The sequence below is a fragment of the Chryseobacterium sp. HNCC26DJ240 genome (assembly GCF_057180485.1).
Genome location: NZ_JBXUGK010000003.1, coordinates 22773 through 48968 on the forward strand (window position 1 = coordinate 22773; position 26196 = coordinate 48968).

Here is a 26196-nt window from a genome sequence, read left to right on the forward strand (position 1 = left end):
TATTTGATGTTTAAATTTCAAATAAAGATACAAAATTGAAACCATGAATTCGGGATTGATTTTAAAACTGAGAAAAGAATTACTTAACACATGAGTCACAAAGTTTTTTATCTGAATGTTTACGAATATTTTAGAACATATTGGTTTGAAAATCAAAGATTTTCATAGTGAATAATCTTTTTGAAAGTTTGGCAAATAAAAAAGCGGGCAATCAGAAATTACCCGCTTTCATTTTTATATTTAGATCAATTAGAAGCTTACATCAAGACCTACATAAATATTTGCTTTCATGATGGGTGCGTAAACCATTCCTCCGTCAAAATAATTTCCGAAAGGATTTCTGAAATCCACAATGGCGTTTTTCTGATGATAAGAAGTAAGATTTTCACCACCAACATACGCTCTGATTTTCTGATTGAAATTTCTTGAAATCTGTGCATTCAACACGGCATAAGAATCTGAGTAAGTCGGCAACTGAAATTCTGCAGGATTGCTTGATGTAATCGGCAATCTCTGCTTCCCAACAAGGTTTAAAGTCGTGTCAAAACTCCAGAAACCTTCATTTTTATTTTTGTTGGTCGCATACGCCAAATTCACAAAACCTCTGTGTTTCGCCATAAAAGGAACCTGTCTTCTTCCATCCAGATAATCAGCCTGAACATCATAATATTTATATGCCAATCTCACTTCAAAATTTTTGAACGGACTAAAATCAAACTGAGTCTGGAATGAATTTGCAAAAGATTTTCCTTCCAGATTATAGAATGTAAGTTGCTGTGGCGAACGGTCAAGATCTACCAAAACCTGATCCTGGAAATCTGTTCTGAAGAAATCTGCGATAATGGTTGATTTTCTTCCGAATAATTTGAATTCCTGTTGCAAACTTGCTCCGTAATTCCATGCAATTTCAGGTTTTAAGCCATAAATATTTCCTCCATTCTGCATCAGCTGAATATTTCTGTTGGATGCAAAATACTGTTGGTTTTCCGCAAAAACAGAAGCAGTTCTGAAACCACGACCTGCAGAAAGTCTCAAAATAGTTTTCGGGGTGAAGTCGTATTTAAAATTCATTCTTGGTGTAAACTGAGTTCCTGCCAAATTGTGAAAATCTACACGTGCTCCTGCTACCAAAGTATATTTTGCTCCTGTTAACGTATATTCTGCAAAAGCTCCGGGAACGATTTCGTTTCTTGCAAATTCATCATTCAGATATTTTTCTTCGTAACCGTCATACATAAAACTAGCTCCGGTTTTGTACTTATGATTGGTATTTCCAATGATACTTTCAAAAATTAAATTTGAATAATAGGTGTGTTGATTCCCTGAGTAGTTTCTCAACCCAAAAAAGCTGTCTTGCTGATGATATACATATTGATTCATCCAGCCTAAGCTTTGGTAAGGTTTACCTTTGAAAACATAGCCTGTTTTGTTCCACACCTGAAATCTTGAGATGTCTATTCCAACTCCGTAAAGCGATTGCTGATTTTGAGGAATTTTCTTATCAAAACCGATCTGTCCGGCAGTCCTTTCATCTTTAATAAAATTTATCCCGAAATGCGAACCGAAACCAGAATGTTCTAAATCATTATAATTCAACAAATAAGCTGCATTTAACTGAGTACCTTTTGGCCTGTCAAGAAATGTGTCATCATTCATGTCGGTATCGCCAAAAGTTCCGTTTCCGTGAAGAAGGAAAGTTTGAGTCCAATGATCATTAATTGGTTCAACATGAGTAATATTAGCTTCTGCTCTTCCGTTGAAATCTGCGAAAAGATTTAAAGACGTTTCAGATTTTTCTGAATGCTTGATCAATTCCGTGTTGATTTGCCCTGTAATACTTTCATAACCATTTGTAACGGTACTTCCACCTTTTGTAAGCTGAATACTTTCAATCCATCTTCCAGGAATAAAATTTAAACCATACGCCGAAGCCAAACCTCTGATTTCAGGTAAAAGTTCTTTCGTTAAGCTTGTATACTTCTGATCTAAACCTAACATTTTCAATTGTTTTGTTCCGGTAACCGCATTGCTGAAAGAAACATCAACGGTGGCATTGGTTTCAAAACTTTCAGATAGATTACAACAGGCAGCTTTCAAAAGTTCCTTAGAATCTATGTTAAACGTAAGTCCTGCCTCTTTTTTACTTAAAGAAGTCGCAGCTTTTGAAGCCGTCACCGTAACTCCTTCGATATTTTTTTCATTGTGATTGTGGCCGTCTTGCTGATTTTTTTCAGCTGAAGAATGTTGTTCCTGTTTTCCTGCTTCATCCATATGAACTTTTGGATTGGCTTCTCCGAACGGAATTTCTCTATCATACAAACAGCAAGATGGTAGTTTTTTGTAAACCGAATCTGTCGTTTTATACTTTTCGTTGTCATGACCAACCTCAGCAATTTTCATTAGAATTTTATCTGCAGAAGTTTTGTTTTCATCGAATTGAAGCTGAACAGTTTGTTTTTCAGCGTTCCATTCTACGGAGTCTGCACCTGCATCTTTTGCTGCTTTTTCAATTCTGGCTTTACAAGATTCGCAGTTTCCTTTTACAAAAAATTCATTTCTGTTTTCAGAATGATTATGATTTTCAGCAACATTAGGAGTCGATTGAGAATCTCTTTTGTAATGACAACAACCCGGAAGATTTTTGTAAGAATCATCGGTAGCTTTGTATTTTTCATTATCGTGACCGGCTTCTGCGATTTTAAGCAAAATTTGATCTGGTGAAACATTTTCTTTGGTTTCAAAAGTCAATGTCTGAGAGTCGATTGAGTAAACCGCGTTTTTCGCTCCTGCCTTTTCAGCTGTAGATTCAATTCTTTCTTTACACATTTCACAGTTTCCTTTAACCTGAAACTTATTTTTTGAAAGATCTTGAGCGGAGATGAAGGTTGTAAATAATAAGAATGCTCCAAGGATTACCTTGGTAATATATAATTTCATTTTGTTTAAAATTTTGAATAATTGAATTAATGTAATTAATTGGAATGCCACAGTATAACATTCATTGGTGAATTGCTACACTGATACATTGCTACATTGAAAACTATCCAAGCTTTGGCGGTTGCCAGATTTCTTCTAAACTGTTTGAAATAAAAGGATCAGCGTATTGAAACTGAATTTTTTGAATTGTGGAAAATGCTGGAATTTCCCAGAAATTGATTTTCGCAAAAGAATTTTCAACGAAAGTGTGACAGGTCATGCAGAACGAACAACAGTCGTCATTGCATGACTGATTGGATTTTTTTCCATCTTTAGAATCGTGATCTGCGTGATTTTTTTCGCAACATGATTCTGTTTTAGACTCTGTTTTACAACAGTTTTCCTGTGAAGCCTGCGCATAGAAATTATCTTTAGGAATCAGAAAAATTCCTAAGCAGAAGATAATTAATATGAATTGAATGGGTTTCACGGCCACAAAGTTACGAAATTGTTATTGATACAAGTCATTCTCTGAAATTAATTCGGACTTTTTGAATTTTCTTTTCAAAACCACCTTCATCTTCATCACCAAAATAACACGCAAAAGAAGGTTTTCCGACATGAATTGTTTTAAATTCATCCTGATGTTTCATCCAATCTGAATAGTTTTTTAATTCAAGAATTTCACCATTTTGTAAGATCATCTTAGAATGAAATATTTCAATGATGTTTTCCAAGTTTTCATTGAAAGGAGCTTCATAAAATCCGTTCTCTGAACCACGGAAGTTTTCAAAGCTTCCATTATTAAATTTTGCAAGAAAGTAATGGGTGGGATGAAATTTTAATTCTTTTCTAAACTTATCCGGCATCGAATAGGGACATTTTTCAACTTTTGCTATGTCGGATAGAGAGATTGTATTTTGATGAAGCAGTGTTTTCAAAACATGTTTATTCACATCATCTTGGTGTATTTGCGTCCTCATTGTTACACCCGAAAAAATAATCTCATGCAGGTTATCAAACTCTAATTTTATTGCTTTACCAAGATGTCTAAAAGTGACACAGGGAAGAAACGTACCATCATTAAGTGTAGCTGATACATTGTATTCATTTCCATAGAGATCACTGTATGTTGGGGTTACATACTTATCTAAGACGTACATCAAATCATCTTGATGAATAGGACCTCCTATTTTTCTATCAATTTCAAGCAACAGCATTTATTTGGACAAATTAAAGTGGCGCACCCACCTGTTTAGCACAATCATGCCAAGGTTGCCCGTGAGCAGGATTGGTAGCGGGTTTTGGACCTGTATTCGCTACTACTGGTTGTGGAGCCGGAGTCGGTTGCGGTGCCTGAACCGGAACATTATTTTGAGCAGGCTGCGCTGCTGGTTTCGAACTTAAAGGTTCACCAACAGGGATATCACATCTGTGACCTGGCTGACCGTGAGGAGGGTTCATTCCAGGAGCAGTTTTTACAGCTTTTCCGCTGTTGTCGATGGCAATTTTTCCCGGACTTACAGAGTTGGGATCGATATTGATGGTCTGACCTCCGTTGACATTGATATTTTGATTTGAAGGAGCTGCACCTGGAGCCGGAGCGGAATTTAAAGGCTGCCCAACAGGGATTTCACAACGGTGACCTGGCTGACCGTGAGCAGGATTCAACATTCCCGCAGGTGCTGAAACTTGCTGTACACCTTGTGGCATTGCAGTATTACTGGCTACACCTGCCTGATTCATTAAAGAAGCTTTTGGGGCATTATTAAGTCCCGCAGTAGGTTGCGGATTTCCATTTTCGTCTTTAAGATAAGTTGGTTTTTCATCTTTTTTACAGGAAACTGCCAAAAAAGTAACTGAAAATAATGCTAAAAATATATTTTTCATAGGTTGATATCTGTTGTTTAAAGATTCAGTTTCAAATCCTTTGGAAACAAAATTAGCAAAACATTTTTAAATGCTTTGCCAATTTATATCTAAAGTTCTTTAAAAAGCTTTTAGTTTTTCACCAAAAGTCTGAAACCTTCACCATGTACATTGATAATTTCTAAACCATCATCGTCTTTCAGCAGTTTACGAAGTTTAGCAATATAAACATCCATACTTCTAGCGGTAAAGTAGTTTTCTTTTTTCCAGATTTTTCTTAATGCCAAATCTCTCGGCATAAAGTCGTTTCTGTGAAGACAAAGTAATTTCAGAAGTTCGTTTTCCTTTGGAGAAAGCTTGTATTCGTTATCGCCAACTCTTAACTGTCTCAACATAGAATCGAAGAAGATATTGCTGATTTTAAACTGCTCCTGCTCTTCATTTTCCAGCGTGGAACTTCTCTGAAGAATCGCTTTAATTTTATACAAAAGCAATTCAGTATCAAATGGTTTTGTGATATAATCGTCTGCTCCCAACTGATAACCTTTCAAGATATCTTCACGCATATTTCTTGCAGTAAGGAAGATAATCGGCGTGTTTTTATCAATTTTTTTCACGTCTTCAGCTAATGAAAATCCGTCTTTTTTTGGCATCATCACATCAAAAATACAGATATCGAATTCGTTTTCGGTAAATTCTTTCAACCCCTGCTCTCCGTCGATTGCCAAAGTTACCTCGAAGTTGTTGATGGTAAGATAATCTTTCAGTACAGCGCCAAAACTCTGGTCGTCTTCTACTAACAATATTCTGTTGCTCATATTTTATTTTTTTTGTTTATTTTAAATTTTAATAATTGATTTTATTTTTAAGCCATTGGAAGCTTGATAATAAACGTACTTCCTTCACCTTTATTTGAATCTACAATGACCTGACCTTTGTGCAGTTCTACAATCTTTTTCACGTAAGAAAGACCAAGCCCCTGCCCTTTTACATTGTGAATATTTCCGGTTTCTTCACGAAAGAATTTCTCAAAGATTTTCGTTTTATTCTGGGTTTCCATTCCCATTCCTTTGTCTGAAATTTCCATTACATACCAATTTCCTTCATTGCTTGTTTTTACCAAAATTTCAGGTGCTTCAGAAGAATATTTATTAGCATTATCCAGAAGATTCACCAGCATATTTGAGATGTGGAACTCATCGATTTTGAAGGTGTATTTTGTGGCATTAAATTCCTGTCTTAAGCTACCGTTTCGTTGTGCTACAATAAGATTGAATGATTCTGTGGTTGCTTTTATCAATTCCCGCACATTGGTTTCTTTGAGGAAAAGTTTTACTTCATTCCGCTCAAGTTTAGACATATTCAAAACATTTTCCACCTGTTTTTTCATTCTTAAATTTTCCTGCTTAATCAATGCAGAATAATACCTTACTTTCTCGGGGTTGGTGGCTATTTTATCATTCGCCAAAGAATCAGTAGCCACAGAAATGGTTGCCAGAGGCGTTTTAAACTCATGTGACATATTGTTGATGAAATCGGTCTTTACTTCTGCCAATTTCTTTTGGCGCATCATATAATTAATGGAGATAATGTAAATCCCTAAAATCGTAAGAAGCGAAAGAAAAGTCCCCAAAAGCATCGGCCAGTTGTTCATTGCCAAGGAATATTCTTTTTTAGGAAAAACCAAAGCTAAAGTGTAAAGCGTTCGGTCGTCATTGTCTGTGAACAAGGGGTAAGAATAGCTGTTGCTTTCTTTTTTATCCTTAAAAATCTGAGTTTCGAGTTTGGTTGGCTTGCTGTTTTTATCCATTACCCCGAAACCATATTCCGCAGTGATTCCTTTCATTCGCAATTCCTTTGAAATAACTGAATCAAGCGTTTTCTGATTTACTCTTTTATTGATTGGAAGATTGTTACCATTAATCTTCACGAATTCTTTCATCGTATAATCTCCATTCTGAATATCCTGATTGATTTCTGCAGTAAGAGCCTCACGTTGCGTAGTATCCCGCTTTACCTTATAAGCCGCATCATCACTATATAATTTTGTAAGATTCAGTGTGTCGCCTCTTGGTGAAATTGGAAACTGTACTTTTTCAACCAAATTTTTAGAATAAATAATCTGTCTTTGACTACCGGAATCTTCTACCTGCTGAATGGTCGTTAAAGTTGGTTGGTTTTTATTAGCTAAAATATTATCTCTAAAATTTTTATAATCTTCATTAAGATATTTCTTCACTTCTAAATCTGAGACTGTTTTAGCGGAATTTTCTAAAACTGAATATACTTTATTTGAAAAATCCTGTTCCAACGCAGTATAATAACGCTTCAACCAGTAAAACTGAAGGGTTACAAAAACGATAAGAGAAATGGTCATAAAGACCGAAATTATTGGAATAAATTTATTATTCATTACATAGCAGCGTTAAGAATGTTAAAAGTAAACATTTTAAGACTTTATAAACAAAATACACGCCAATATATTGTTTAATTTATCTTAAAATTATAGGTTTTAACATTTAATTATAAATTCAAGATTAAAAAAGAATTAAAAAGTGGTAAGAAAATTGGTGTTTTGCTTCTAATAAAAACAAAAACAATGAGTACTGATATTATTTTCAACAAAGATTTTGACGAAAACACAGTGTATGTGTCTAAAATCTATGACGCTGAAGTCAAAAAAGTTTGGGATCACTTGACAAAAGCTGAATTACTCGATCTATGGTGGGCTCCAAAACCGTGGAAATGTGAAACGAAAAGCATGGATTTTAAAGAAGGCGGAACGTGGCTCTACTCGATGATTGGTCCGGAAGGCGAAAGACATTATTCTCAGGTAAAATACGGCGAAATCACAGAAAACCGAAGCTTCGACGGTCTCGATTCTTTCTGCGATGAAAACGGAAATCTCAATCCCGATTTTCCGGAAGCGAAATGGCTGATTGGTTTTACCGGAGTGGAAGAAGGAACGAAAGTGACAATCAATATTCACTTTCCATCAGAAGAGGATATGAGAAAACAGGTAGAAATGGGTTTTGAGCAAGGTTTCAAGAGAGGTTTGAATCAGCTGGAGGAAATTCTGGTTATTTGAAAATAAGTTCGTCATTATTCAATTATTGCATAAAAATTCGGAACTTCTGTTACCGGATTTTTTTTATACTTTATGATAACTACTTATGAATTTGCTTACTATCAGTGAATTTCTTCCGCATAGTAAACAATACAATTTGCTATCATTTCTCTGAAGGTAGAAGAATCAGGATATGATTTCTCATCTTTGAACTTAGATTTGTATGTATTTTTCTTTGGAGAATAACTGATGTTGTTTCCGCGGACAAAAGTGGAAAAATCTCCCTTCATATCTTCAGCATAAAATTTTTCTTCTGCTATTTTATTATTCCTTTTATATAGGATAAATTTCCCCTCATATTTGATTGAGTTGATAGAACTACCTCCTAAATTTATAGTCGCATTTGCTTTGGTAATATCACTGAGTATTACGGTATACTTGCCAATGCTGAAGGTTTGAGAAAACACATTCAAGCCTATAAAAAAAAGAAAAAGTGCGCTGATTTTTTTCATGGCGAATATTATTTAGAATACATTTAAAAAGTTGTTTATTAATCAGCTTCGTTATTTTCTGACAAAGCAATAATTATTATAAATATCAAATTTAAAAATTTGAGAGCTCACAGGAAATCACCTAAAAGTGGTATTTTGGCAATAAAAATGGAGAGCACAAATTACTCTCCATTTTTATTATTTTCAAATTAATTCCTCATCATGAAAATACTGAATTATTGCCTTCTTCATTAAAAGCTGTTGCTCATTCGCTTTAAGCTCGGGAAGAGGTTCCAATTCTTCCCAATGCGGATAACCATCGTCATCGTAATGCGAAAATTTGTAATATCCGAAAGGCTCCAAAAGTCTGCAAACTGCAATGTGAATGAGGTTCACCTTATCATCTTTTGTATATTTCTGTTGCCCGCTTCCCAATTCCTGAAGACCAATCAGGAATAAATAAGTTTCTACGGGTGCATTTTTCTCAGTATCAAAGTTTTCTCTGAAAAACTGATCTATTTTTTCCCAGGATTCTGCTTCGTTAATCATTATTTGTTATGTTGGATGATGGATGTTGGGTGATAAATGAACTCAAATGAACATTCAACCAACAATACTAAATTTTATTTTCCAGTTTTAATAAAAACGCATATTCCAGTGCATCTTCTTTCAGTGATTCAAATCTTCCGCTTGCACCGCCATGGCCTGCACTCATATCGGTTTTAAATATGAGAATATTATCATCTGTTTTTAATTCTCTTAATTTTGCTGTCCATTTTGCGGGTTCCCAATACTGCACCTGAGAATCGTGAAACCCTGTAGTGATCAATAAATTCGGATAGCTTTTAGCCTCAACATTATCATAAGGCGAATAATCTTTCATGTACTGATAATATTCTTCATCATTAGGATTTCCCCATTCGTCATATTCTCCGGTCGTTAAAGGAATCGTTTCATCCAACATCGTTGTAACCACGTCGACAAAAGGAACCTGTGCTACAATCCCGTTGAACAAGGTCGGCTCGTAATTTATTACAGCACCAACTAAAAGTCCGCCTGCGCTTCCTCCCATCGCATATAAATGTTCCGAAGATGTATAATTTTCTTTAATTAAATGCTTTCCGGCATCAATAAAATCAAAGAATGTATTTTTTTTCTCGAGCATTTTCCCTTCCTCATACCATTCTCTACCCAAATATTCTCCTCCACGGATGTGTGCGATGGCATAAATAAATCCACGGTCTAAAATCGACAGTCTTACATTTGAAAAACTTGCATCAACTGTGTGACCATAACTTCCGTAACCGTACATAAGAACGGGTGTTTCAGCAGATTTTACTGTATCTTTATGATAAACCAGAGAAATTGGGATTTCTGTTTCGCCATCTCTGGAATTTGCCCAAATTCTTTCTGAAACATAATTTTCAGGATTAAATTTTCCACCTAAAACTTCCTGTTGCTTTAAAAGTACAGTGGTTTTTTCCTTCATATTGAATTCATAAGTCGAACTTGGCTGAGTGAGAGATGTATAACCGTAACGCAAAACTTCAGTTTCAAATTCCAGATTTGTCCCGATGTACGCGGTGTAAGTTGGATCTGAAAATGGCAGATAATAAGATTCCTGCGTCTTTTCATCTATAATTTTAATCTGAAGCAACCCTTCTTCTCTTTCTTCGATGACAAGATAGTTTTTAAAAATTTCAAAACCTTCCAGCAGAACTTCTGGACGATGCGGAATTACATCCACCCAGTTTTCCATGCGGCAATTGTCAATTTTTGTTTTTACAATTTTGAAATTGGTAGCATCGTCTGCATTGGTAATAATGTAAAATTCGTCTTCATAATGCTCTACAGAATACTCCAGATCATCGATTCTTGGCTGAATGATTTTCCAATCTGCAAAAACATCGCTTGCCGGAATAAATCTGTGCTCATCCGAAATCGTACTGGAGCTCGCAAGGAAAATATATTCTAAAGATTTGGTTTTAAAAACATTGACATCAAAAGTTTCATCCTCCTCATGAAAAATCAGAACATCTTCTGAAGAATCAGTTCCCAGTTCATGTCTGTACACCTGAAAAGCCCTTAAGCTTTCATCTTTTCTGATGTAAAAAACGTGCTTATTATCATTTGCCCAAACTGCTTTCCCTGTCGTATTTTCAATTTTATCTGAAAGAATTTCTCCGGTTTTTAAGTTTTTAAAATTGATGGTATAGATTCTACGGCTCACATTATCGCTAGAGAATGACGTCAATTCGTTATTGGGAGAAACCGCCACGCTTCCCACCTCAAAATAATCCTGACCTTCTGCCAGAATATTGACATCAAGAAGAATTTCTTCGGGACTTTCTAAAGTTTTGTATTTTCTGCAAAAAATAGGATATTCTTTTCCTTCTTCATAGCGCACGATGTACCAGTATTCATTAAAAAGATACGGCAAAGACTCATCGTCTTTTTTATAACGCGCCTTCATTTCTTCAAAAAGCTCTTCCTGAAAGGCTTCCGTATCTTTCATCACAAAATCTGCGTAGGCATTTTCTTCTTCAAGATATTTTACAACTTCAAGATTTTCTCTTTCGTTCATCCAAAAATAATTGTCGACTCTTTTGTCGCCGTGTATTTCGAGGATTTTTTCTATTTTTTCTGCCTGTGGAGCTTTCATTTTGATTTTTTAAATGTGATTTAATAAAGAAAATCTTTCAATATTAAATTTCGTTCAAATTTAATTAAAAAAGCCATCTTTCTATTGCTTGAAAGACGGCTTTACTATTTTTAAGACTTCTTTGTTTATTTATGAAGTGCTTTTATGTATTTTTCCAGAGCCATCGTCATTGATGGATTTTCTTTGGTGGGAGCCATGAGATCAACTTTCAAACCCGCTTCTTCAGCAGCAGCCGAAGTGGTAGGTCCGAAAACACCAATTTTTGTGTCTTCCTGTTTAAAATCAGGGAAATTCTGTTGTAAAGACTTTATGCCCTGGGGGCTGAAGAAAATCAACATATCGTAATTTGCGATGTTGATATCAGTAAGATCACTGCAAACAGTTCTGTACATGATTGCTCTTGTCCATTCGATATTTGCGGCATCTAAAGTTTTAGGGATTTCTGGTCCTAAGACATCTGATGAAGGCAAAAGATATTTCTCTGACGGAAATTTTTTGAAAAGCGGTGCCAGATCTGCAAAGTTCTTTTCGCCAAAGCTGATTTTTCTTTTTCTGTACACAATGTGCTTCTGCAGATAGTTGGCAATAGCCTCCGACTGACAGATATAACGCATGGTATCGGGTACATTAAATCTTAATTCTTCAGCCAACCTGAAATAATGATCTATTGCGTTTTTACTGGTAAAAATAATCCCTGTAAACTGGGTAAGATCAATTTTCTGCGTTCTTAGTTCTTTGTTATCTACTCCTGCGACGTGGATAAAAGGACGAAAATCAATCTTTATCTTTTCCTTTTTCGCAATTTCCAAATACGGAGAAGACTCGCTGGGCGCTGGTTGAGAAACCAATATAGACTTTATTCTCATCTTGTAGTTTTATTAGAAAAATAAAAGTTTCCATAGCATCAAAAGAGGTGCTATTTGGAGGGTGCAAATATACAAAAATTTATAATACCATTTCTGAGGAAGTATATTATTTTTATGAAACATATAAAACAACACCTTGAAAATGAACACAAAAGAAAATGCTACCACATAAATTTCAAACATCTTATTCTTCTCTACGGGAAAATAATAATGCATGATACACAGCATCATCAAAATGATACTGATCACAAACTGCATTTTGGTAGAAGTAAAATAAAAAATATTCCACTTTTTGCCGTCTCCAATGCTGTGGTAGAAAAGAAAGCTCAGGCTCGTTCTCGCAAAATAAAAAAGCGAAACAACTGCTAAAGTATACCCGAGTTTATTTAAATGATACCCAAAAATCTGATTTTCCTCAATAAATCTTGGAATAACAGGAACATACTGAGAAATCAAAACCGACATCACCAGCACAAAAACCACAGAAGTAATGATCCAGTTGGGAAGATTATTGCTGGAGTCAAAATATTTCTGAAGGAGAAAATCTTTCAGATTGGCTTCTCTCTCAATCACATTCATCATAAATATATAGAGAAAGATGCACCCTATTAATATAAAAATTACCCAATCGTTATTTTCGGGAACTCTTACGGGGTCTATAAATGTCTTTGGTAGTGGCAAAGGATTTTTTTTGCAAAATTATAGATTATTTTGTATAAAATAGAAAGTCTAAAAAAACTATCTTTGCAAACTGAAATGAAAAAACTCGTTATCATCCCAACATACAACGAAAAGGAAAATATTGAAAAGATAATTTCCGCTGTTTTTGCATTGGAAGAAGAGTTTCACGTTTTGGTGGTAGACGATTCTTCACCAGACGGCACAGCAGATATTGTAAAAGATTTGCAGAAAAAATTCCCGCATAACTTACATATTTCGGTAAGAAAAGTAAAAGACGGTTTGGGAAAAGCCTATATCCACGGTTTCAAATGGGCTATTCAGAATCAATACGATTATATTTTTGAGATGGATGCCGATTTCTCTCACAATCCTGAAGATTTGCCTAAACTTTTTGAAGCCTGCAAAAATGCTGATATGGCAATCGGCTCCCGTTATTCCAAAGGAGTAAATGTTGTGAACTGGCCAATGGGAAGAGTTCTTCTTTCTTATTTTGCATCTAAATATGTGCGTTTTGTTTTAGGTTTGCCTATTCATGATACAACTGCAGGATTTGTCTGTTTTTCAAGAAAAGTTTTGGAAGATATCGGTTTAGATAATGTAAAATTAAAAGGATACGGCTTTCAGATTGAAATGAAATTCAGAACTTTGAAGAAAGGTTTTAAAATCGTGGAAGTTCCTATTATTTTCACCAACAGAATTCTGGGAGAAAGCAAAATGAATGGCGGAATTATTCACGAAGCGGTTTTTGGAGTTTTAAATTTAAAATGGAAATCTATAATCGGTAGGTTATGAAGAAGATATTTTGTTTTTTTATTTTTCTGATATTATTTTCATGTAAAGAATACATCGATAAACCAAAAAATCTTGTTGATCAGGATACAATGGCAGAAATCATGGCAGAAATGGCGATTAACGATCAGGTAACTTTTATGTATCAGGGGAAAAACCTCGAAAGCGGAACCCGTTTTATCCTGAAAAATTACAATGTGAAAACCAATGATTTTGTTGAAAGCTACAAATATTATGTAGTCAAACAAAAAATGAAAGATATTGTAGAAGACGCACAAAAAATTCTTCTCGAGAAAGATCCAAAAGCAGAAAAGCACGTTCAGGACAAGTTGAAGGCCAATCAAAACGTGCCTTCTTTCGCAAGATAATTACACGAAAATTCAATTTTCATCTTTCAAAAATTATTCAGATTTAAAAAATATAAATGAATTTCTTTACTATAGAAAAAACCTCTCAGGGCAAAGCAAGAGCCGGCGAACTGAATACCGCACACGGAAAAGTTCAGACCCCAATTTTTATGCCCGTTGGAACTGTTGCCAGTGTAAAAACAGTGCACCAGAGAGAGTTAAAAGAAGATATAAAAGCACAGATCATCCTCGGAAATACCTATCACCTCTATCTCCGTCCCGGAATGGAAGTGATGCAGGCGGCAGGCGGTCTTCATAAATTCATGAACTGGGATCTTCCCATTCTTACAGACTCAGGCGGTTTTCAGGTATTTTCGCTTTCAGGGACAAGAAAAATGTCTGAAGAAGGCGTAAAATTCAAATCTCATATCGACGGTAGCGTTCATTTATTCACTCCTGAAAAATCTATGGAAATCCAGAGACAGATCGGAGCAGATATTTTCATGGCTTTCGACGAGTGCGTTGCCTATCCCGAAGAATACAATCAGGTAAAACAATCTATGGAAATGACGCACCGCTGGCTGAAAAGATGCATGGACTGGAATGAGAAAAATCCTGAATTATACGGTAACAAACAAACATTTTTCCCAATCGTTCAAGGTTCTACATTTTCAGATTTAAGAAAAATTTCAGCTGAAGTGATTTCAGAAGCCGGAGCTGAAGGAAATGCGATTGGCGGACTTTCGGTGGGCGAACCTGAAGAAGAAATGTACAGGATTACCGACGAGGTAACAGATATTTTACCTAAAGAAAAACCAAGATACTTAATGGGAGTCGGCACTCCGTGGAATATTCTTGAATCTATAGGACTCGGAATCGACATGATGGACTGCGTAATGCCAACCAGAAATGCCAGAAACGCAATGCTTTTCACATGGCAGGGCGTGATGAATATGAAAAATGAAAAGTGGAAGCAGGATTTTTCTCCGCTGGACGAGTTTGGGACAAGTTTTGTTGATCGTGAGTATTCTAAAGCTTACGTGAGACATTTATTTGTTTCTAAAGAATATCTCGGAAAGCAGATTGCTTCTATTCATAATCTTGCTTTTTATCTGGATTTGGTAAAAGTGGCAAGAGAACATATCTTAGCAGGAGATTTTTATGAGTGGAAAAACTCAGTAATGCCGGTTTTAAGACAAAGACTATAAAAAATATCATCAATGCTGAAAATTGTAGACAGATATATCGTCAGAAAGTACCTTGGAACATTCAGTTTCATGCTTATTTTGCTGTCTATAGTTGTTTTGGTGATTGATGTACAGCAGAAAATTCCTAGAATTGAAAATGCCACAGCGTTAGATCCAAAACTGAATGTTACTTACTTCCTGATTCATTTTTATCCTTTTTGGATTATCAATCTTGTTGTGACATTTTTAGCCATCTTGGTGTTTATTTCGGTAATTTACTTTACTTCGAGAATGGCAAACAATACGGAAATTGTTGCCATAATCAGCAGTGGAGCAAGTTTTCACCGGTTTGCAAAACCCTATCTTTTAACCTCTTTATTTATTGCACTTATTTCGCTTACGGTAAATCACCTCGTTTTACCTTGGGCAAATATGAAGAAAAACGAGTTGGAAGCTTACACTTACAATGCCACAAAGAAGGATAAAATTCTCGGTACAGCACCGGTTTCTGCACAGCTGAGCAAAACGGAATATATTTTCGTTAATTCCTGGAACAAAAAAGACAACAGAGGCTACGGTTTCGCCTATCAGAAATTTGATAAAGACCGAAAACTCACGTACGAATTAAAAGCCAATGATGCCTTATGGGATGCCAAGAAAAAGCAATTTGTCCTGAATAATTACATGGAGAAAACCATCAACAGAAACGATACAGAAAAACTCGGAAATGGTATTGAAATCAGGAAAAGTTACGGTCAGGCTCCTGAAGAACTTTTCCCTAACGAGCTTTTGGGTCAGAACAAACCTACACCGGAACTGGTTGATTTTATAAACCGTGAAAGACAGAAAGGAAACAGCAACTTAAATTCGCATTTAAACGAGCTTCATCAAAGAACTTCGATGCCTGTCGCTATCGTTTTGCTTACATTTTTAGCACTTTCTTTGGCATCTCAAAAGAAAAGAGGAGGTTTGGGAATCAACCTTGCGATTGGAATTTCACTGGCTTTTGTTTTTGTATTTTCATTTGAAGCCTTGAAAGTGGTTTCAGAAAACAAGGCAATTTCTCCGGCACTCGCGATGTGGTTGCCTAATATTGCTTTTTTTCCTTTAACGCTTTATCTTTATTTAAAAAGAGCCAATCAGTAAAGAAGTTTTATTTCTTTGTGGTAAAAAGTCTTCATTCCATCTTCAAATTCAATGTGAATCTCACCGTTTTTGTCAGCTGAACGGATGATGCCATTTTGTCTGATTCCATCTTTTTCAAAAACAGAAATTTCATCTTTTTTAAATAAATTTTGATTAAATCTATCCAAAATTTCATTTTCACATGGAATTGATTTTAAATTATCAACCATAAAATCATGAAACTTTTCGGAAAATTCTTTAAGCTCGAAATGAGTCTCAGTCTGCGTTAAAAGCGACCCAGCATTGGAAATTTCGTCAAATCCCTCCTGCAAAACATTGATTCCAATACCGATGATAAAATATTGATTATCATTCATTTTCTTTTTCTCTAAAAGAATCCCACACACTTTTTTATTCTGAACAATGATATCATTCGGCCATTTGATTTTCACAGTTTTATCCGTCAGATTGGCAAGAAAATCCCTAACCACTACTGCGGTACAATAATTGAACAGGAAATCGGAGACTTTTACACATGCACAATCTACTGCAAGACTGTAAGCCAAATTTTTACCAGCGACCGATTTCCAGGAATTTCCGTACTGCCCGCGACCTTTAGTTTGATTAAAAGTATGAACGGCAATAAAATTTGAATTCGGATAAAGTAAAAATGAAGCTGCTTCGTCATTAGTAGAAGAGCAGTGATCAAGATAAATGAGGCTGTCCATTTAAGAAAAATTTATGACTAATTGAACGGCTAAAGTAAGTCTAAAGTAAAAGAAAAACAATAAATTTGCAGATTATAGTACTTTTTAATGAGCAACACGACAGAAAAACAACAATTAATAGATAAAATAGTAGAAGCTATTCAGGATGTAAAAGGAGAAGATGTAATGATCTTCGATCTTACAAAAATCGAAAACTCGGTAGCCGAAACTTTTATTATATGCAGCGGAAATTCCAACACTCAGGTATCGGCATTGGCAGGATCCATCGAGAAAAAAGTTCGTAATGACCTACAAGACAGACCTTGGCACGTAGAAGGTACAGAAAATGCAATGTGGGTTTTGGTAGACTACGTAAGCGTAGTGGTACACATTTTCCAGAAAGAAACCCGTGAATATTACGACATCGAAGAACTTTGGGGAGACGCTGTAATCACCCGAATCGAAAACGCAATCTAAATTTTTAAAAGCAATAAATGAATAATAAAGGATTTAACTGGTTTTTTCCTATAGCCATTATCGCCCTTTTGCTGTTCTTTGCTTCCAATTTTTTATCGGAAGGAAGCAGCAAAACCGTCAATGAAGATACATTCTTCAAAGAGATGCAGGCAGGGAAAATTCAGAAAGTTGAAATTAACAAACAGACTGAAAAGGCTGATGTATTTTTAACCAAAGAAGCAAAAACAAAAACGGTACAGAAGAAAGACAACAATCCATTCTCAGGTTCTCTGGGAATGTCTGCAAAGCCGGATTATGTAGTAAAATATGGTGACTTAAAGCTTTTTCTTGAAAAATTTGATGCTTTAAAAGGTCAGAATCCAAAATTGGCAACAACCAAAGATTACGCTGAAGGAGAAAGCCCGTTTGCGGGAATTTTAATCAACGTTCTTATTTGGGTAACTGTATTAGGACTATTCTATTTCATCCTTTTCAGAAAGATGGGTGGCGGAGGCGGCCCTGGCGGACAAATTTTCTCTATCGGGAAATCAAGAGCCAAGCTTTTTGACGAAAAAGAAAAAATTCAGACTACATTTAAAGATGTGGCAGGTCTTGAAGGAGCTAAGGAAGAAGTACAGGAAGTAGTGGATTTCCTTAAAAATTCTGAAAAATACACAAAACTGGGAGGTAAAATTCCTAAAGGTGTTCTTTTGGTAGGCCCTCCGGGAACTGGTAAAACTTTATTGGCGAAAGCTGTAGCAGGTGAAGCTAAAGTACCTTTCTTCTCGCTTTCAGGTTCAGACTTTGTGGAAATGTTTGTAGGGGTGGGTGCTTCAAGAGTGAGAGATCTTTTTGCTCAGGCTAAAGCCAAATCTCCGGCAATCATCTTCATTGATGAGATTGATGCCATCGGTAGAGCGAGAGGTAAAAACAATTTCTCCGGCGGAAACGACGAAAGAGAAAATACACTCAACCAGCTTTTAACTGAAATGGATGGTTTCGGAACAGATGTAAACGTTATCGTGATGGCCGCAACCAACAGAGCTGATATTTTAGATAAAGCCTTGATGAGAGCAGGACGTTTCGACCGTTCGGTTTATGTAGATCTTCCGGAACTGCACGAAAGAAAAGAAATTTTTGATGTTCATTTAAGTAAAATTAAACTGGATGATACTGTAGACCGTGAATTTCTTGCAAAACAAACCCCAGGATTCAGTGGTGCTGATATTGCCAATGTTTGTAATGAAGCTGCATTAATCGCAGCAAGAAACAGTCACACTTCAGTTACAAAACAGGATTTCCTTGATGCAGTAGACAGAATCATCGGTGGTCTTGAAAAGAAAAACATGGCGATCAAGCCATCAGAAAAAAGAAGAGTAGCTTATCATGAAGCAGGTCACGCAACGATCTCATGGTTGGTAGAACACGCGTCACCACTTTTAAAAGTAACCATTGTTCCGAGAGGAAGATCTTTGGGAGCTGCATGGTATTTACCTGAAGAAAGACAGTTGACAACAACTGAGCAGATGCTTGACGAAATGTGTGCTACATTGGGAGGAAGAGCCGCAGAGCAGGTGATTTTCAACAATATTTCAACAGGTGCACTTTCTGACCTTGAAACGGTAACAAAAAGAGCTCAGGCGATGGTAACCATCTACGGATTGAGCCCAAATATCGGTAACATTTCTTACTACGACAGCACAGGACAGTCTGAATACAATTTTGGGAAACCATATTCTGAACAAACTGCAAGTAAAATTGACCTTGAGATAAAATCCATTATCGAAAATCAGTATGACAGAGCAGTACAGATTCTGACTGACAACAAAGACAAACTGGATGCTTTGGCAACAAAACTTCTGGAGAAAGAAGTGATTTTCAGAGAAGATCTTGAAGATGTTTTCGGAAAAAGAGCCTGGGATCCTGAATTGACTGAGAAACCAGTAACGAATACCATCGCAAATGCGAAAGAGCCTTCAGAGGAAATTCTGATCAAAGATAAAGAACAAGACAGTGAAACTCAGGCACCTGAAAGCCCGACTCAACTGTAAAAATCTTTTATTTAAATAAAAACAAAAACCCGGCAGTTATTATTGTCGGGTTTTTTAACATTTATACGTATATTTCATATATCTTATTCATTAATTTTTTACTTTTGTAAAAAGTTGACTAAAAATAAATTAAGTTGAGTTTATTCAAGAAAATTGTAAGCAAACTTACCAATCAGCCTGACAATGATGAAAAGCAGAGTTTGGAAAAATTAGGAGATTCGCTGAAAAATGCTGATCTCGACTATAAATTTGCCCAGCTTTTTACCCACTCCGGAGGCTTTTTTAATTACTGTGCAGACGAGGCTGAAGCATTACAAACTTTAAATCAAATTTTAAAGATTGAAGGAACCCGTAATATATTCTGTTGTGATAAAGATCTTCAGAATTTTCTTTCTGTCTTGAAAACAGATTACACTTCAGAATTACAGCATCACAATGACGCCGCTTTTATTTCTTGTGAATATCTAATTGCTTTTGACGGCAGAATCATGCTTTCAGCCAACAATATTCTTCATTATCATTCTTCTAAACTTCCCGAGAAAATCATCATCATGGCGAATGTATCTCAGATTGTCAGCAATTTGAATGACGCTATGGGCAAGATTAAAAGAAACGGAAATATTAAAAACCTTACCTCCATCAGCGGCGGTCAGAATAAACTGGATGCAACTGCTCCCAACAATAAACTTTTCCTGCTTCTCTTAGAAGACTAAAGCAGAACTGTAAACTCAGAAAATTTTGGACAAAAATCTTATTCAGAGAACCCTCTCAGGAATCATTTATATCGCAATCATTATTTTGTGTACCACGCCTTTCGGTGCACAACTCATCAACAACATTTCTCCTGAACTTGTAAAGCAACAATACCTATACTATGGGTTAATTACTTTACTTTTAACCGTGGGAACGTGGGAATGTATCAAACTAATGAAATTCGGGAACGGCTATGAGAAATGGATCGTTTTTCCGATCGTCGCCATTATTTTTTATATTTTTTCCAAAAGATATTTTCAGCACGGATTTTATTTTGATTTCCGTATTCCCGATTTACTTGCGATTGCAGCGGTTGGAATTGCAGCGATTACACTATTTAAATTTACAGCCGAGCTTTATATTGACAACGGAAAACTAATCTTCACTGTAATCTACGTTGCCCTGCCTTTTTGCCTTGCACTGGGACTTCCCAAATACTCATCTTACGAGCAGACTTTTTCTCTTGAAGTAATCTTTCTCTTTATCCTTATTTGGAGCAGCGATACTTTTGCATACATCGCCGGAAGGCTTTTCGGAAAACATAAAATGGCTCCGAAAATTTCACCTAAGAAAACATGGGAAGGCTATATCGGCGGAGTTGTTTTAACTTTAATTCTATCTTACTTTGTAGAACTATACCAACCTCAACTGAGAGGAAACTGGATGGTTGTAGGATTTTTGGTTGCCTCATTTGCTCCTCTTGGCGATTTGGTGGAAAGCCAGCTCAAAAGAACCTTCGGCGTAAAAGACAGCGGAAATATCATTCCCGGCCATGGCGGAATTTTAGATAGACTCGACAGTTTTATTATCTGCGCACCTGTCGTATATTTGTACTTTATTATTGAAAAATTTATTTAAACTCTAAACTGTCGTCATCGAATTTAAATCATGGCGTTTTTTTTTAAACAATCAACTTATGAAATTACACAAGGAATCAAAAGGCACCATTGCAGTAGCGAGCATTTTCTTTATTGCCGTTGCCGCTGTTTCTATTTATTTTCTTGAAATGTGGTCATTGCTGATCATCGTTCCGCTCTTGGTTATTTATGGGCTTGTTTTTTGGTTCTTCAGAGTTCCGAACCGCGATATTCGGGACCATGTAGAGAATGTGATTGCTCCGGTAGACGGAAAAGTAGTGATGATAAAAGAGGTAGATGAAACAGAGTTTCTGAAAGAAAAAGCTATTCAGGTTTCTATTTTTATGTCACCTTTAAATGTGCACATCTGCCGTTTTCCTGTTTCAGGAAATGTGATTTATAAAAAGTATCATCCCGGAAAATATTTGGTAGCTTGGCATGAAAAGTCTTCTACAGAAAACGAAAGAACAACCGTTGCCGTGGAAAGTTTAACCAATCATAAAGTAGTATTCAGACAGATTGCAGGGTATGTTGCGAGAAGAATTGTTTTCTACTGTAATGAAGGTGATCAGGCAAAAGCAGGACATGAATTTGGCTTCATTAAATTCGGTTCAAGAATGGATATTTTCCTTCCTTTAGACACAGAAATTATCTGCAAGATTGGAGATAAAACAAAAGGAGGAATTGATGTGATTGCGAAGATGAGGGATTAGGGAGATGGAAGCGGGGAGATGGGAGTAGGAAGATAATTGATGATAAATTATTCAATTTATATAAACAAGATCAGGGTTTACGGGCTCTGATTTTTTTTTGCTCTAAAGTTGGTTAGGGGTTTTATTTAAATATAATTCAAACTAAGATTTAAATTAAATGATCATTTATTAATTACTAAACATTTTTTAAAATATGTTGCAATTTTAATACTCATTAAATACTTTTATCAATAATTATAACATTTAAAATCGTAGTTTTGATTTAAAATCAAAAATCTAATAATTAATGAAAAAACTTCTACTCGCTTTCCTAGCTTTTACCGGGATTTCTCAGACGCATGCTCAAACTACTATCAATGTCTTTTCTTCTATTGTTTTCTATGATGGGTATGCGGCAAATGTTTCGAATCCGGTTCCTGCCAACACCATCCGTCTTGCCAATTACCGATATGCCAGAAAATTGTCTGATGCAGAACTGAATACTTTCCAGAACAAAATTCAGATGAATGTAAGCATTGGTGCTCTTTGCGATAACTACGACAGAATCGGAGGTGTGCATATTGCTTTAGTTCCGAAAAACCAGACAACGTACACCTTGAGCGACACGGGAGTAAAACGTTTTGAAATCGGAAGATACATCACACCTTTCATGAACAAAAACATTTCTCCTACCTCTGTTCCTTATACTTACGAAGTAGATAACCTGTATGCTGTTTTCAAAAATCTTACTTTGAGAGCGGCTTATGATATTTATGTAGAGCTTGATGTTTTTGGTGTTCCTTACGCTGCAAATACTCAGGTTTCAGGTTGTGCCAACAGAAACGATGTTTTCGCAGGAACTTTAAACTTTGTAACCTCAAACGATCCTGCAGTTATCAATACTTATGACAATCTGTTGCCGCTTTTAGATTCTAATGAATTAAACAATTACAACAATACAGATCAGGCAGGGCAAACGGTAAGACTCGTTAATTTTAATCTTACCCAACCTACCAGCAATGCTAAGTTTTTCATTATCACTTCGCCCCACGGCGCCGGCACCAACGGAGAAGAATATATAAGAAGGCAGAATTTTGTTTCTCTGGATAATGCACAGGTACTCACATTTACTCCGGGCGGAAAATCCTGTGAACCTTACAGACAGTACAACACACAAGGCAACGGAATCTACGGACCATATGTACAAACTACCCAATGGTGGACATCCTGGAACAACTGGTGCCCGGGAGATGCCGTACCCATCAGAAGCTTCACCAGCCCTACTCTTTCTGCGGGAAGCCATACCCTGAAATATGAAGTTCCCGCAGCAGTTTTTTACGGTCAGGACGGTAGAGTCGTTCTGTCTATCTATATGCAAAGCACCAATCAGATTTTATCTGTAAAAGATATTTCTACGGTGGATGTTTCTATTTATCCTAACCCAACAGCAGATTTTGTAAATATTAAATCTGATAAAAAAGTGAAAAACATTTCTGTTTACTCTTTAGACGGCAGAAAACTGAACGAAACAAGAGATGCTAAAGTAGACCTTACCACCTATTCTTCGGGAACGTATTTACTGGATATTTCTCTGGAAGACGGAACTCAGTTTAAGCATAAGGTGATCCGGAAGTAGATGAGGATGAATGATAATTGATGTTTGATGTTGAGACAGTAGTTATCAGACATAGATTAAAATAAAAAATCAGAGCTTTTGGCTCTGATTTTTTGTTGAATACTATTTTACTTCTGCTTTTCCGGAAGCTCTTCTGTTTCAGCTTTTCTGTTGACTAAAAGCTGGTTGTATTGATCTGTCAGTGCATTAAGCTGATTGATGACCGCAGAATGAGGCGAAGGAGAAACTTCTGAAAGGAGATGAAGCGCATCTATCCTGTCTCTTAATGCATAAAAAGCAGAACTAGTCTCCTCTCTTTTTGTTCTGATGGTATCCGGATTGGCATCACCATACTCCTGTGTACGCAGAAGATATTGCTCGTTGAACGCGTCATTGGCGGTTTTCAGTTCATTCACCCATGCGGTCAAATTAAAACCGCTCACTGCTGCTACAAGTTCTGTTTTGTTTTCCCAATCCCGAAGAATATTATTAATCGTAGCGGTTTCTGCCTGATAGTTCATTCTGGCAATGCCACTGCCATACAGACTTAGGTTACTCAGCAACAATTGTGCATTTTGTCTTTGCTGTACATCGTAATGATAGGTGTAACTCTCCAAAAAATAATAAATCCCATTGATGGCATCGTCTCTTCTCTGATCCAGCGCCATAATGTCTTTCGTTTTCTCACTTGCCAATGCTTTTTTGTACAGCGACTCCAGCTCAGCGATTTTGGTGTTGAAGGCTGTAAATTTTGCATCAATATCCAGCGTAGCAGGATTGTTGAGATTAATAATAGCCGCAAAATCTTTTGTGTACTGCAGGTATTCTGCATTGCGAAGTACTCTTAAATCAATTGCATTCATGTATTTGTAAATTATTGTTTATTAATTAAACTGCCTCGTGCAGTTTTTTTTCGGAAAGTTTGTTGCGGGGGTGCGTTGGGCTTTTACATCTTCCGGCAAGGTCGTTACTAGGGTGCGACAAGCTTGTAAGGTTTCCGGCAAATCTGTTGCAGGGGTGCAGGGGCCTTTCTGGAAGGGCGATTCAGGAATTCCTGCCTTGTTTGGAGAATTTTGTGGTTTTTCATACGGTTTGTGTTTTTGTGTGTGGAGGTTTTTGCTGAAACCTGTAATTCAAATGTAAAAAATTTTTAAATAGGTTGATTAAAAATTTTAACGAGATACCTAATTTTTTTAACCGACATGGAATAACTTTCCTAAATACGAGAAAAGTTTTAATTTTTTACTGAATTGAAATTTGCTGATGCTGATTATTTACTTATTTTTAATGCACAATAGTATGAATTGACGCAATGCGTAAATTCAATGGCTTTGCGAAATACGTCAAGATGAAAGTTATCTGCAATTAAAAAAAACTATGGATATTAAACGAAACCTTTACATTTTAAAAATTCTTAAAGAATCATTTGGAGAAAATCTAACTGACCCTGTGATAAAAAGCAGTATAAGTTTTTCAAATTATTGGACAGAATTTGAAGAAATGATTTCACAACATAAAATACAAACTAATCCAGATATAAAAAGACTAGCACAAGCTCGTGGAGTTGATTTATTTCAGAAAACTAGAATATTAAGTTTTCTAAATATCATTTTTTTTATTTCTGGAGTAATTTTTCTTTTTTTTAATTGGAAAGTATCTGTTGTACTTTTTGCAATTCTTCTAATAAATTTCATTTACATAAAATCTCTGAAGAAAAAATTAATTCAAAATGAAATCAATATTTTCAACGAAGTTATGATGAACAAAGAAAATGATACCGAAAGATTTATAGAAATAATAAAATACTATTGTACTGGTGGAATACAACTTATAACTGAAAAAGGAAGTGCTTTCCTACCAGTATTACCTGAAACTTGTATTACTGGAGTTCAAACATTTCCTCATCATAAATATGAAGAAGAAAAAAAAATACTTGAAAATTATAAAGAATAAAGTGAAAATGTAACTGCAGATAACAAGAGTTTTGCAATAGTGGGGTGAAACTGCAAAGTCCAACGGCAGTTCTTTGATTGAACTTTTGCGCAGAATTGAAGATTTGTACTTCGATTGCATCATCATCGCCAAGCCTCGAAACGTTATAGGCCACTTTCGGACGAAAGCCAAATGAAAGAAAAACTGACCAAAATAATATTACCATTCATTTTCATATCGACAAGCTTCCTGTTGATATATTCTTTTTTCTATTGGCTTGTGTTTATTCAACTAAAGCTTTTTGACCTTAATGATAACATTTTTGGTTTATTTGTTCCAATAATTATTTCATCTGCTTTAATTTGGTTTTATTTCAGAAAAAAACTTAGGTTGCTAGACACGACAGACAAACATCGTGAGTTTACACTTTTCATATCTTGGATTTTATTGACCGCACCGGTTTTGACTTTTAAATTTTATGTTGACAGAGAAACTGGAGAATTAACTCACTTAACAAATGTAGACGAATTTTTGACCCATAAACCGACAATGTATTATTCAATCGAAAGTTCATCAAAGCATAAAAACAGAAGTGGTTTATTTGTCACAAAAGGTTATCCCGACAGAGGAAACGAAGTAGGAATTGGATGTTACTATGCTTGTCCCTTAACAAACAAAGGCGACAGTATTTATGATAAAAATATTTGGATAGGAACTATGTTTGGTGATAAATTCAGCAATAGAGCATTTGACAACAAAGAGATACAGGCGAAATTAATATCAAAATTTATTGACTTATCAGTAGTACTTTACGATAAGTATGAATACAACACGACATTCTTAAAACGCCTTACAAATTCAGAAGAAAGAAGTTATTACTTGAAAGCAATTCAGCAAACCAATTTATCTTTTGACAATAAGAACTTAATAATTCTCAGAGAAGAAACCGGAAATTATCAATCAAGAGCAGGGACAAGTTTGTGGTGGACAGTATTTTTCGTAATAGCTTCAAACGTAGTGTGGACACTCTTGACAATGTTTACAAAACTAAAAATCAATGGAAAGAAAAACGCCCTGTAACAAGGATTTTACAATATTGGGACGAAACTGCAAAGTTTAACGGCATTTCCTCG

Annotated in this window: 26 protein-coding genes; 13 read left to right on the forward strand and 13 right to left on the reverse strand. The window is 35.8% G+C overall.

Going from position 1 to position 26196, the window contains the following annotated elements; translation table 11 throughout:
* Positions 1 to 249: 249 nt before the first annotated feature.
* The 6 genes from AC2A1G_RS06155 to AC2A1G_RS06180 all read right to left on the reverse strand — a co-directional run bounded on the left by AC2A1G_RS06155 (position 250) and on the right by AC2A1G_RS06180 (position 7198).
* On the reverse strand, positions 250 to 2937 hold the full coding sequence (locus AC2A1G_RS06155; protein ID WP_484046058.1) for a TonB-dependent receptor domain-containing protein: 2688 nt from the start codon (positions 2935 to 2937) through the stop codon (positions 250 to 252).
* A gap of 103 nt (positions 2938 to 3040) precedes the next feature.
* Positions 3041 to 3406, reverse strand: coding sequence for a hypothetical protein (locus AC2A1G_RS06160; RefSeq protein WP_484046059.1), 366 nt, complete (start codon positions 3404 to 3406; stop codon positions 3041 to 3043).
* 34 nt (positions 3407 to 3440) lie between these two features.
* Complete coding sequence (locus AC2A1G_RS06165) at positions 3441 to 4130, reverse strand: hypothetical protein (RefSeq protein ID WP_484046060.1); 690 nt, start codon at positions 4128 to 4130, stop codon at positions 3441 to 3443.
* Positions 4131 to 4149: 19 nt separating this feature from the next.
* The gene (locus AC2A1G_RS06170; protein ID WP_484046061.1) at positions 4150 to 4806 is read right to left on the reverse strand and encodes a hypothetical protein; all 657 of its coding nucleotides are present in this window, start codon (positions 4804 to 4806) and stop codon (positions 4150 to 4152) included.
* Positions 4807 to 4916: 110 nt separating this feature from the next.
* Positions 4917 to 5603 (reverse strand): response regulator transcription factor, encoded by a 687-nt coding sequence (locus AC2A1G_RS06175; protein ID WP_056075610.1) that lies wholly within the window; start codon positions 5601 to 5603, stop codon positions 4917 to 4919.
* Positions 5604 to 5650: 47 nt separating this feature from the next.
* On the reverse strand, positions 5651 to 7198 hold the full coding sequence (locus AC2A1G_RS06180) for a sensor histidine kinase (RefSeq protein ID WP_484046062.1): 1548 nt from the start codon (positions 7196 to 7198) through the stop codon (positions 5651 to 5653).
* Positions 7199 to 7384: 186 nt separating this feature from the next.
* On the opposite strand from AC2A1G_RS06180, the gene AC2A1G_RS06185 reads away from it, so the two are divergent.
* The gene (locus tag AC2A1G_RS06185) at positions 7385 to 7873 is read left to right on the forward strand and encodes an SRPBCC family protein (protein ID WP_484046063.1); all 489 of its coding nucleotides are present in this window, start codon (positions 7385 to 7387) and stop codon (positions 7871 to 7873) included.
* Positions 7874 to 7974: 101 nt separating this feature from the next.
* On the opposite strand, the gene AC2A1G_RS06190 is transcribed toward AC2A1G_RS06185, so the two are convergent.
* The 5 genes from AC2A1G_RS06190 to AC2A1G_RS06210 form a co-directional block, all read right to left on the reverse strand.
* Positions 7975 to 8364: a hypothetical protein gene (locus AC2A1G_RS06190; protein ID WP_484046064.1), complete on the reverse strand. Its 390-nt coding sequence runs from the start codon at positions 8362 to 8364 to the stop codon at positions 7975 to 7977.
* Between the two features lie 183 nt (positions 8365 to 8547).
* On the reverse strand, positions 8548 to 8892 hold the full coding sequence (locus AC2A1G_RS06195) for a hypothetical protein (protein WP_484046065.1): 345 nt from the start codon (positions 8890 to 8892) through the stop codon (positions 8548 to 8550).
* A gap of 67 nt (positions 8893 to 8959) precedes the next feature.
* Complete coding sequence (locus tag AC2A1G_RS06200; protein ID WP_484046066.1) at positions 8960 to 11005, reverse strand: S9 family peptidase; 2046 nt, start codon at positions 11003 to 11005, stop codon at positions 8960 to 8962.
* A gap of 125 nt (positions 11006 to 11130) precedes the next feature.
* A complete protein-coding gene (locus AC2A1G_RS06205; protein WP_484046067.1) occupies positions 11131 to 11871 on the reverse strand; it encodes a uroporphyrinogen-III synthase in 741 nt (246 codons plus the stop codon).
* A gap of 12 nt (positions 11872 to 11883) precedes the next feature.
* Positions 11884 to 12552, reverse strand: a complete 669-nt coding sequence (locus tag AC2A1G_RS06210) for a DUF4271 domain-containing protein (RefSeq protein WP_484046068.1) — start codon at positions 12550 to 12552, stop codon at positions 11884 to 11886.
* Between the two features lie 75 nt (positions 12553 to 12627).
* Here AC2A1G_RS06210 and AC2A1G_RS06215 point away from each other — a divergent pair, with 75 nt between their 5' ends.
* From AC2A1G_RS06215 to AC2A1G_RS06230, 4 genes are read left to right on the forward strand one after another with little or no spacing between them, the layout of a single operon-like run.
* Positions 12628 to 13344, forward strand: coding sequence for a polyprenol monophosphomannose synthase (locus AC2A1G_RS06215; protein WP_484046069.1), 717 nt, complete (start codon positions 12628 to 12630; stop codon positions 13342 to 13344).
* Entirely contained in the window at positions 13341 to 13709 is a 369-nt protein-coding gene (locus AC2A1G_RS06220; RefSeq protein WP_484046070.1) for a DUF4296 domain-containing protein, read from the forward strand. Before AC2A1G_RS06215 ends, AC2A1G_RS06220 begins: the two co-directional genes overlap by 4 nt.
* 56 nt (positions 13710 to 13765) lie before the next feature.
* A complete protein-coding gene (gene tgt, locus AC2A1G_RS06225) occupies positions 13766 to 14896 on the forward strand; it encodes a tRNA guanosine(34) transglycosylase Tgt (protein ID WP_484046071.1) in 1131 nt (376 codons plus the stop codon).
* A gap of 15 nt (positions 14897 to 14911) precedes the next feature.
* Positions 14912 to 16021: an LptF/LptG family permease gene (locus AC2A1G_RS06230; RefSeq protein WP_484046511.1), complete on the forward strand. Its 1110-nt coding sequence runs from the start codon at positions 14912 to 14914 to the stop codon at positions 16019 to 16021.
* On the opposite strand, the gene AC2A1G_RS06235 is transcribed toward AC2A1G_RS06230, so the two are convergent.
* The gene (locus AC2A1G_RS06235; RefSeq protein ID WP_484046072.1) at positions 16015 to 16728 is read right to left on the reverse strand and encodes a biotin--[acetyl-CoA-carboxylase] ligase; all 714 of its coding nucleotides are present in this window, start codon (positions 16726 to 16728) and stop codon (positions 16015 to 16017) included. The genes AC2A1G_RS06230 and AC2A1G_RS06235 overlap by 7 nt on opposite strands.
* Positions 16729 to 16815: 87 nt before the next feature.
* Here AC2A1G_RS06235 and rsfS point away from each other — a divergent pair, with 87 nt between their 5' ends.
* The 6 genes from rsfS to AC2A1G_RS06265 all read left to right on the forward strand — a co-directional run bounded on the left by rsfS (position 16816) and on the right by AC2A1G_RS06265 (position 23152).
* Positions 16816 to 17184, forward strand: a complete 369-nt coding sequence (rsfS, locus tag AC2A1G_RS06240; RefSeq protein WP_262149794.1) for a ribosome silencing factor — start codon at positions 16816 to 16818, stop codon at positions 17182 to 17184.
* A 17-nt stretch (positions 17185 to 17201) separates the two neighbouring features.
* The gene (gene ftsH / locus AC2A1G_RS06245; protein ID WP_484046073.1) at positions 17202 to 19214 is read left to right on the forward strand and encodes an ATP-dependent zinc metalloprotease FtsH; all 2013 of its coding nucleotides are present in this window, start codon (positions 17202 to 17204) and stop codon (positions 19212 to 19214) included.
* 134 nt (positions 19215 to 19348) lie between these two features.
* Positions 19349 to 19927, forward strand: coding sequence for an LUD domain-containing protein (locus AC2A1G_RS06250; protein ID WP_484046074.1), 579 nt, complete (start codon positions 19349 to 19351; stop codon positions 19925 to 19927).
* Positions 19928 to 19952: 25 nt separating this feature from the next.
* On the forward strand, positions 19953 to 20825 hold the full coding sequence (locus AC2A1G_RS06255; RefSeq protein WP_484046075.1) for a phosphatidate cytidylyltransferase: 873 nt from the start codon (positions 19953 to 19955) through the stop codon (positions 20823 to 20825).
* 58 nt (positions 20826 to 20883) lie between these two features.
* A complete protein-coding gene (locus AC2A1G_RS06260) occupies positions 20884 to 21537 on the forward strand; it encodes a phosphatidylserine decarboxylase family protein (RefSeq protein ID WP_484046076.1) in 654 nt (217 codons plus the stop codon).
* Positions 21538 to 21823: 286 nt separating this feature from the next.
* Positions 21824 to 23152: a peptide-N-glycosidase F-related protein gene (locus tag AC2A1G_RS06265; RefSeq protein ID WP_484046077.1), complete on the forward strand. Its 1329-nt coding sequence runs from the start codon at positions 21824 to 21826 to the stop codon at positions 23150 to 23152.
* A gap of 107 nt (positions 23153 to 23259) precedes the next feature.
* On the opposite strand, the gene AC2A1G_RS06270 is transcribed toward AC2A1G_RS06265, so the two are convergent.
* A complete protein-coding gene (locus tag AC2A1G_RS06270) occupies positions 23260 to 23994 on the reverse strand; it encodes a DUF6261 family protein (protein ID WP_484046078.1) in 735 nt (244 codons plus the stop codon).
* A 514-nt stretch (positions 23995 to 24508) separates the two neighbouring features.
* Between AC2A1G_RS06270 and AC2A1G_RS06275 the strand changes: the two genes are divergently transcribed.
* Positions 24509 to 25084 carry a hypothetical protein gene (locus AC2A1G_RS06275; RefSeq protein WP_484046079.1) on the forward strand — a complete coding sequence of 192 codons (576 nt, stop codon included), beginning with the start codon at positions 24509 to 24511 and terminating at the stop codon, positions 25082 to 25084.
* Between the two features lie 171 nt (positions 25085 to 25255).
* The gene (locus AC2A1G_RS06280; protein WP_484046080.1) at positions 25256 to 26143 is read left to right on the forward strand and encodes a hypothetical protein; all 888 of its coding nucleotides are present in this window, start codon (positions 25256 to 25258) and stop codon (positions 26141 to 26143) included.
* Positions 26144 to 26196 lie beyond the last annotated feature (53 nt).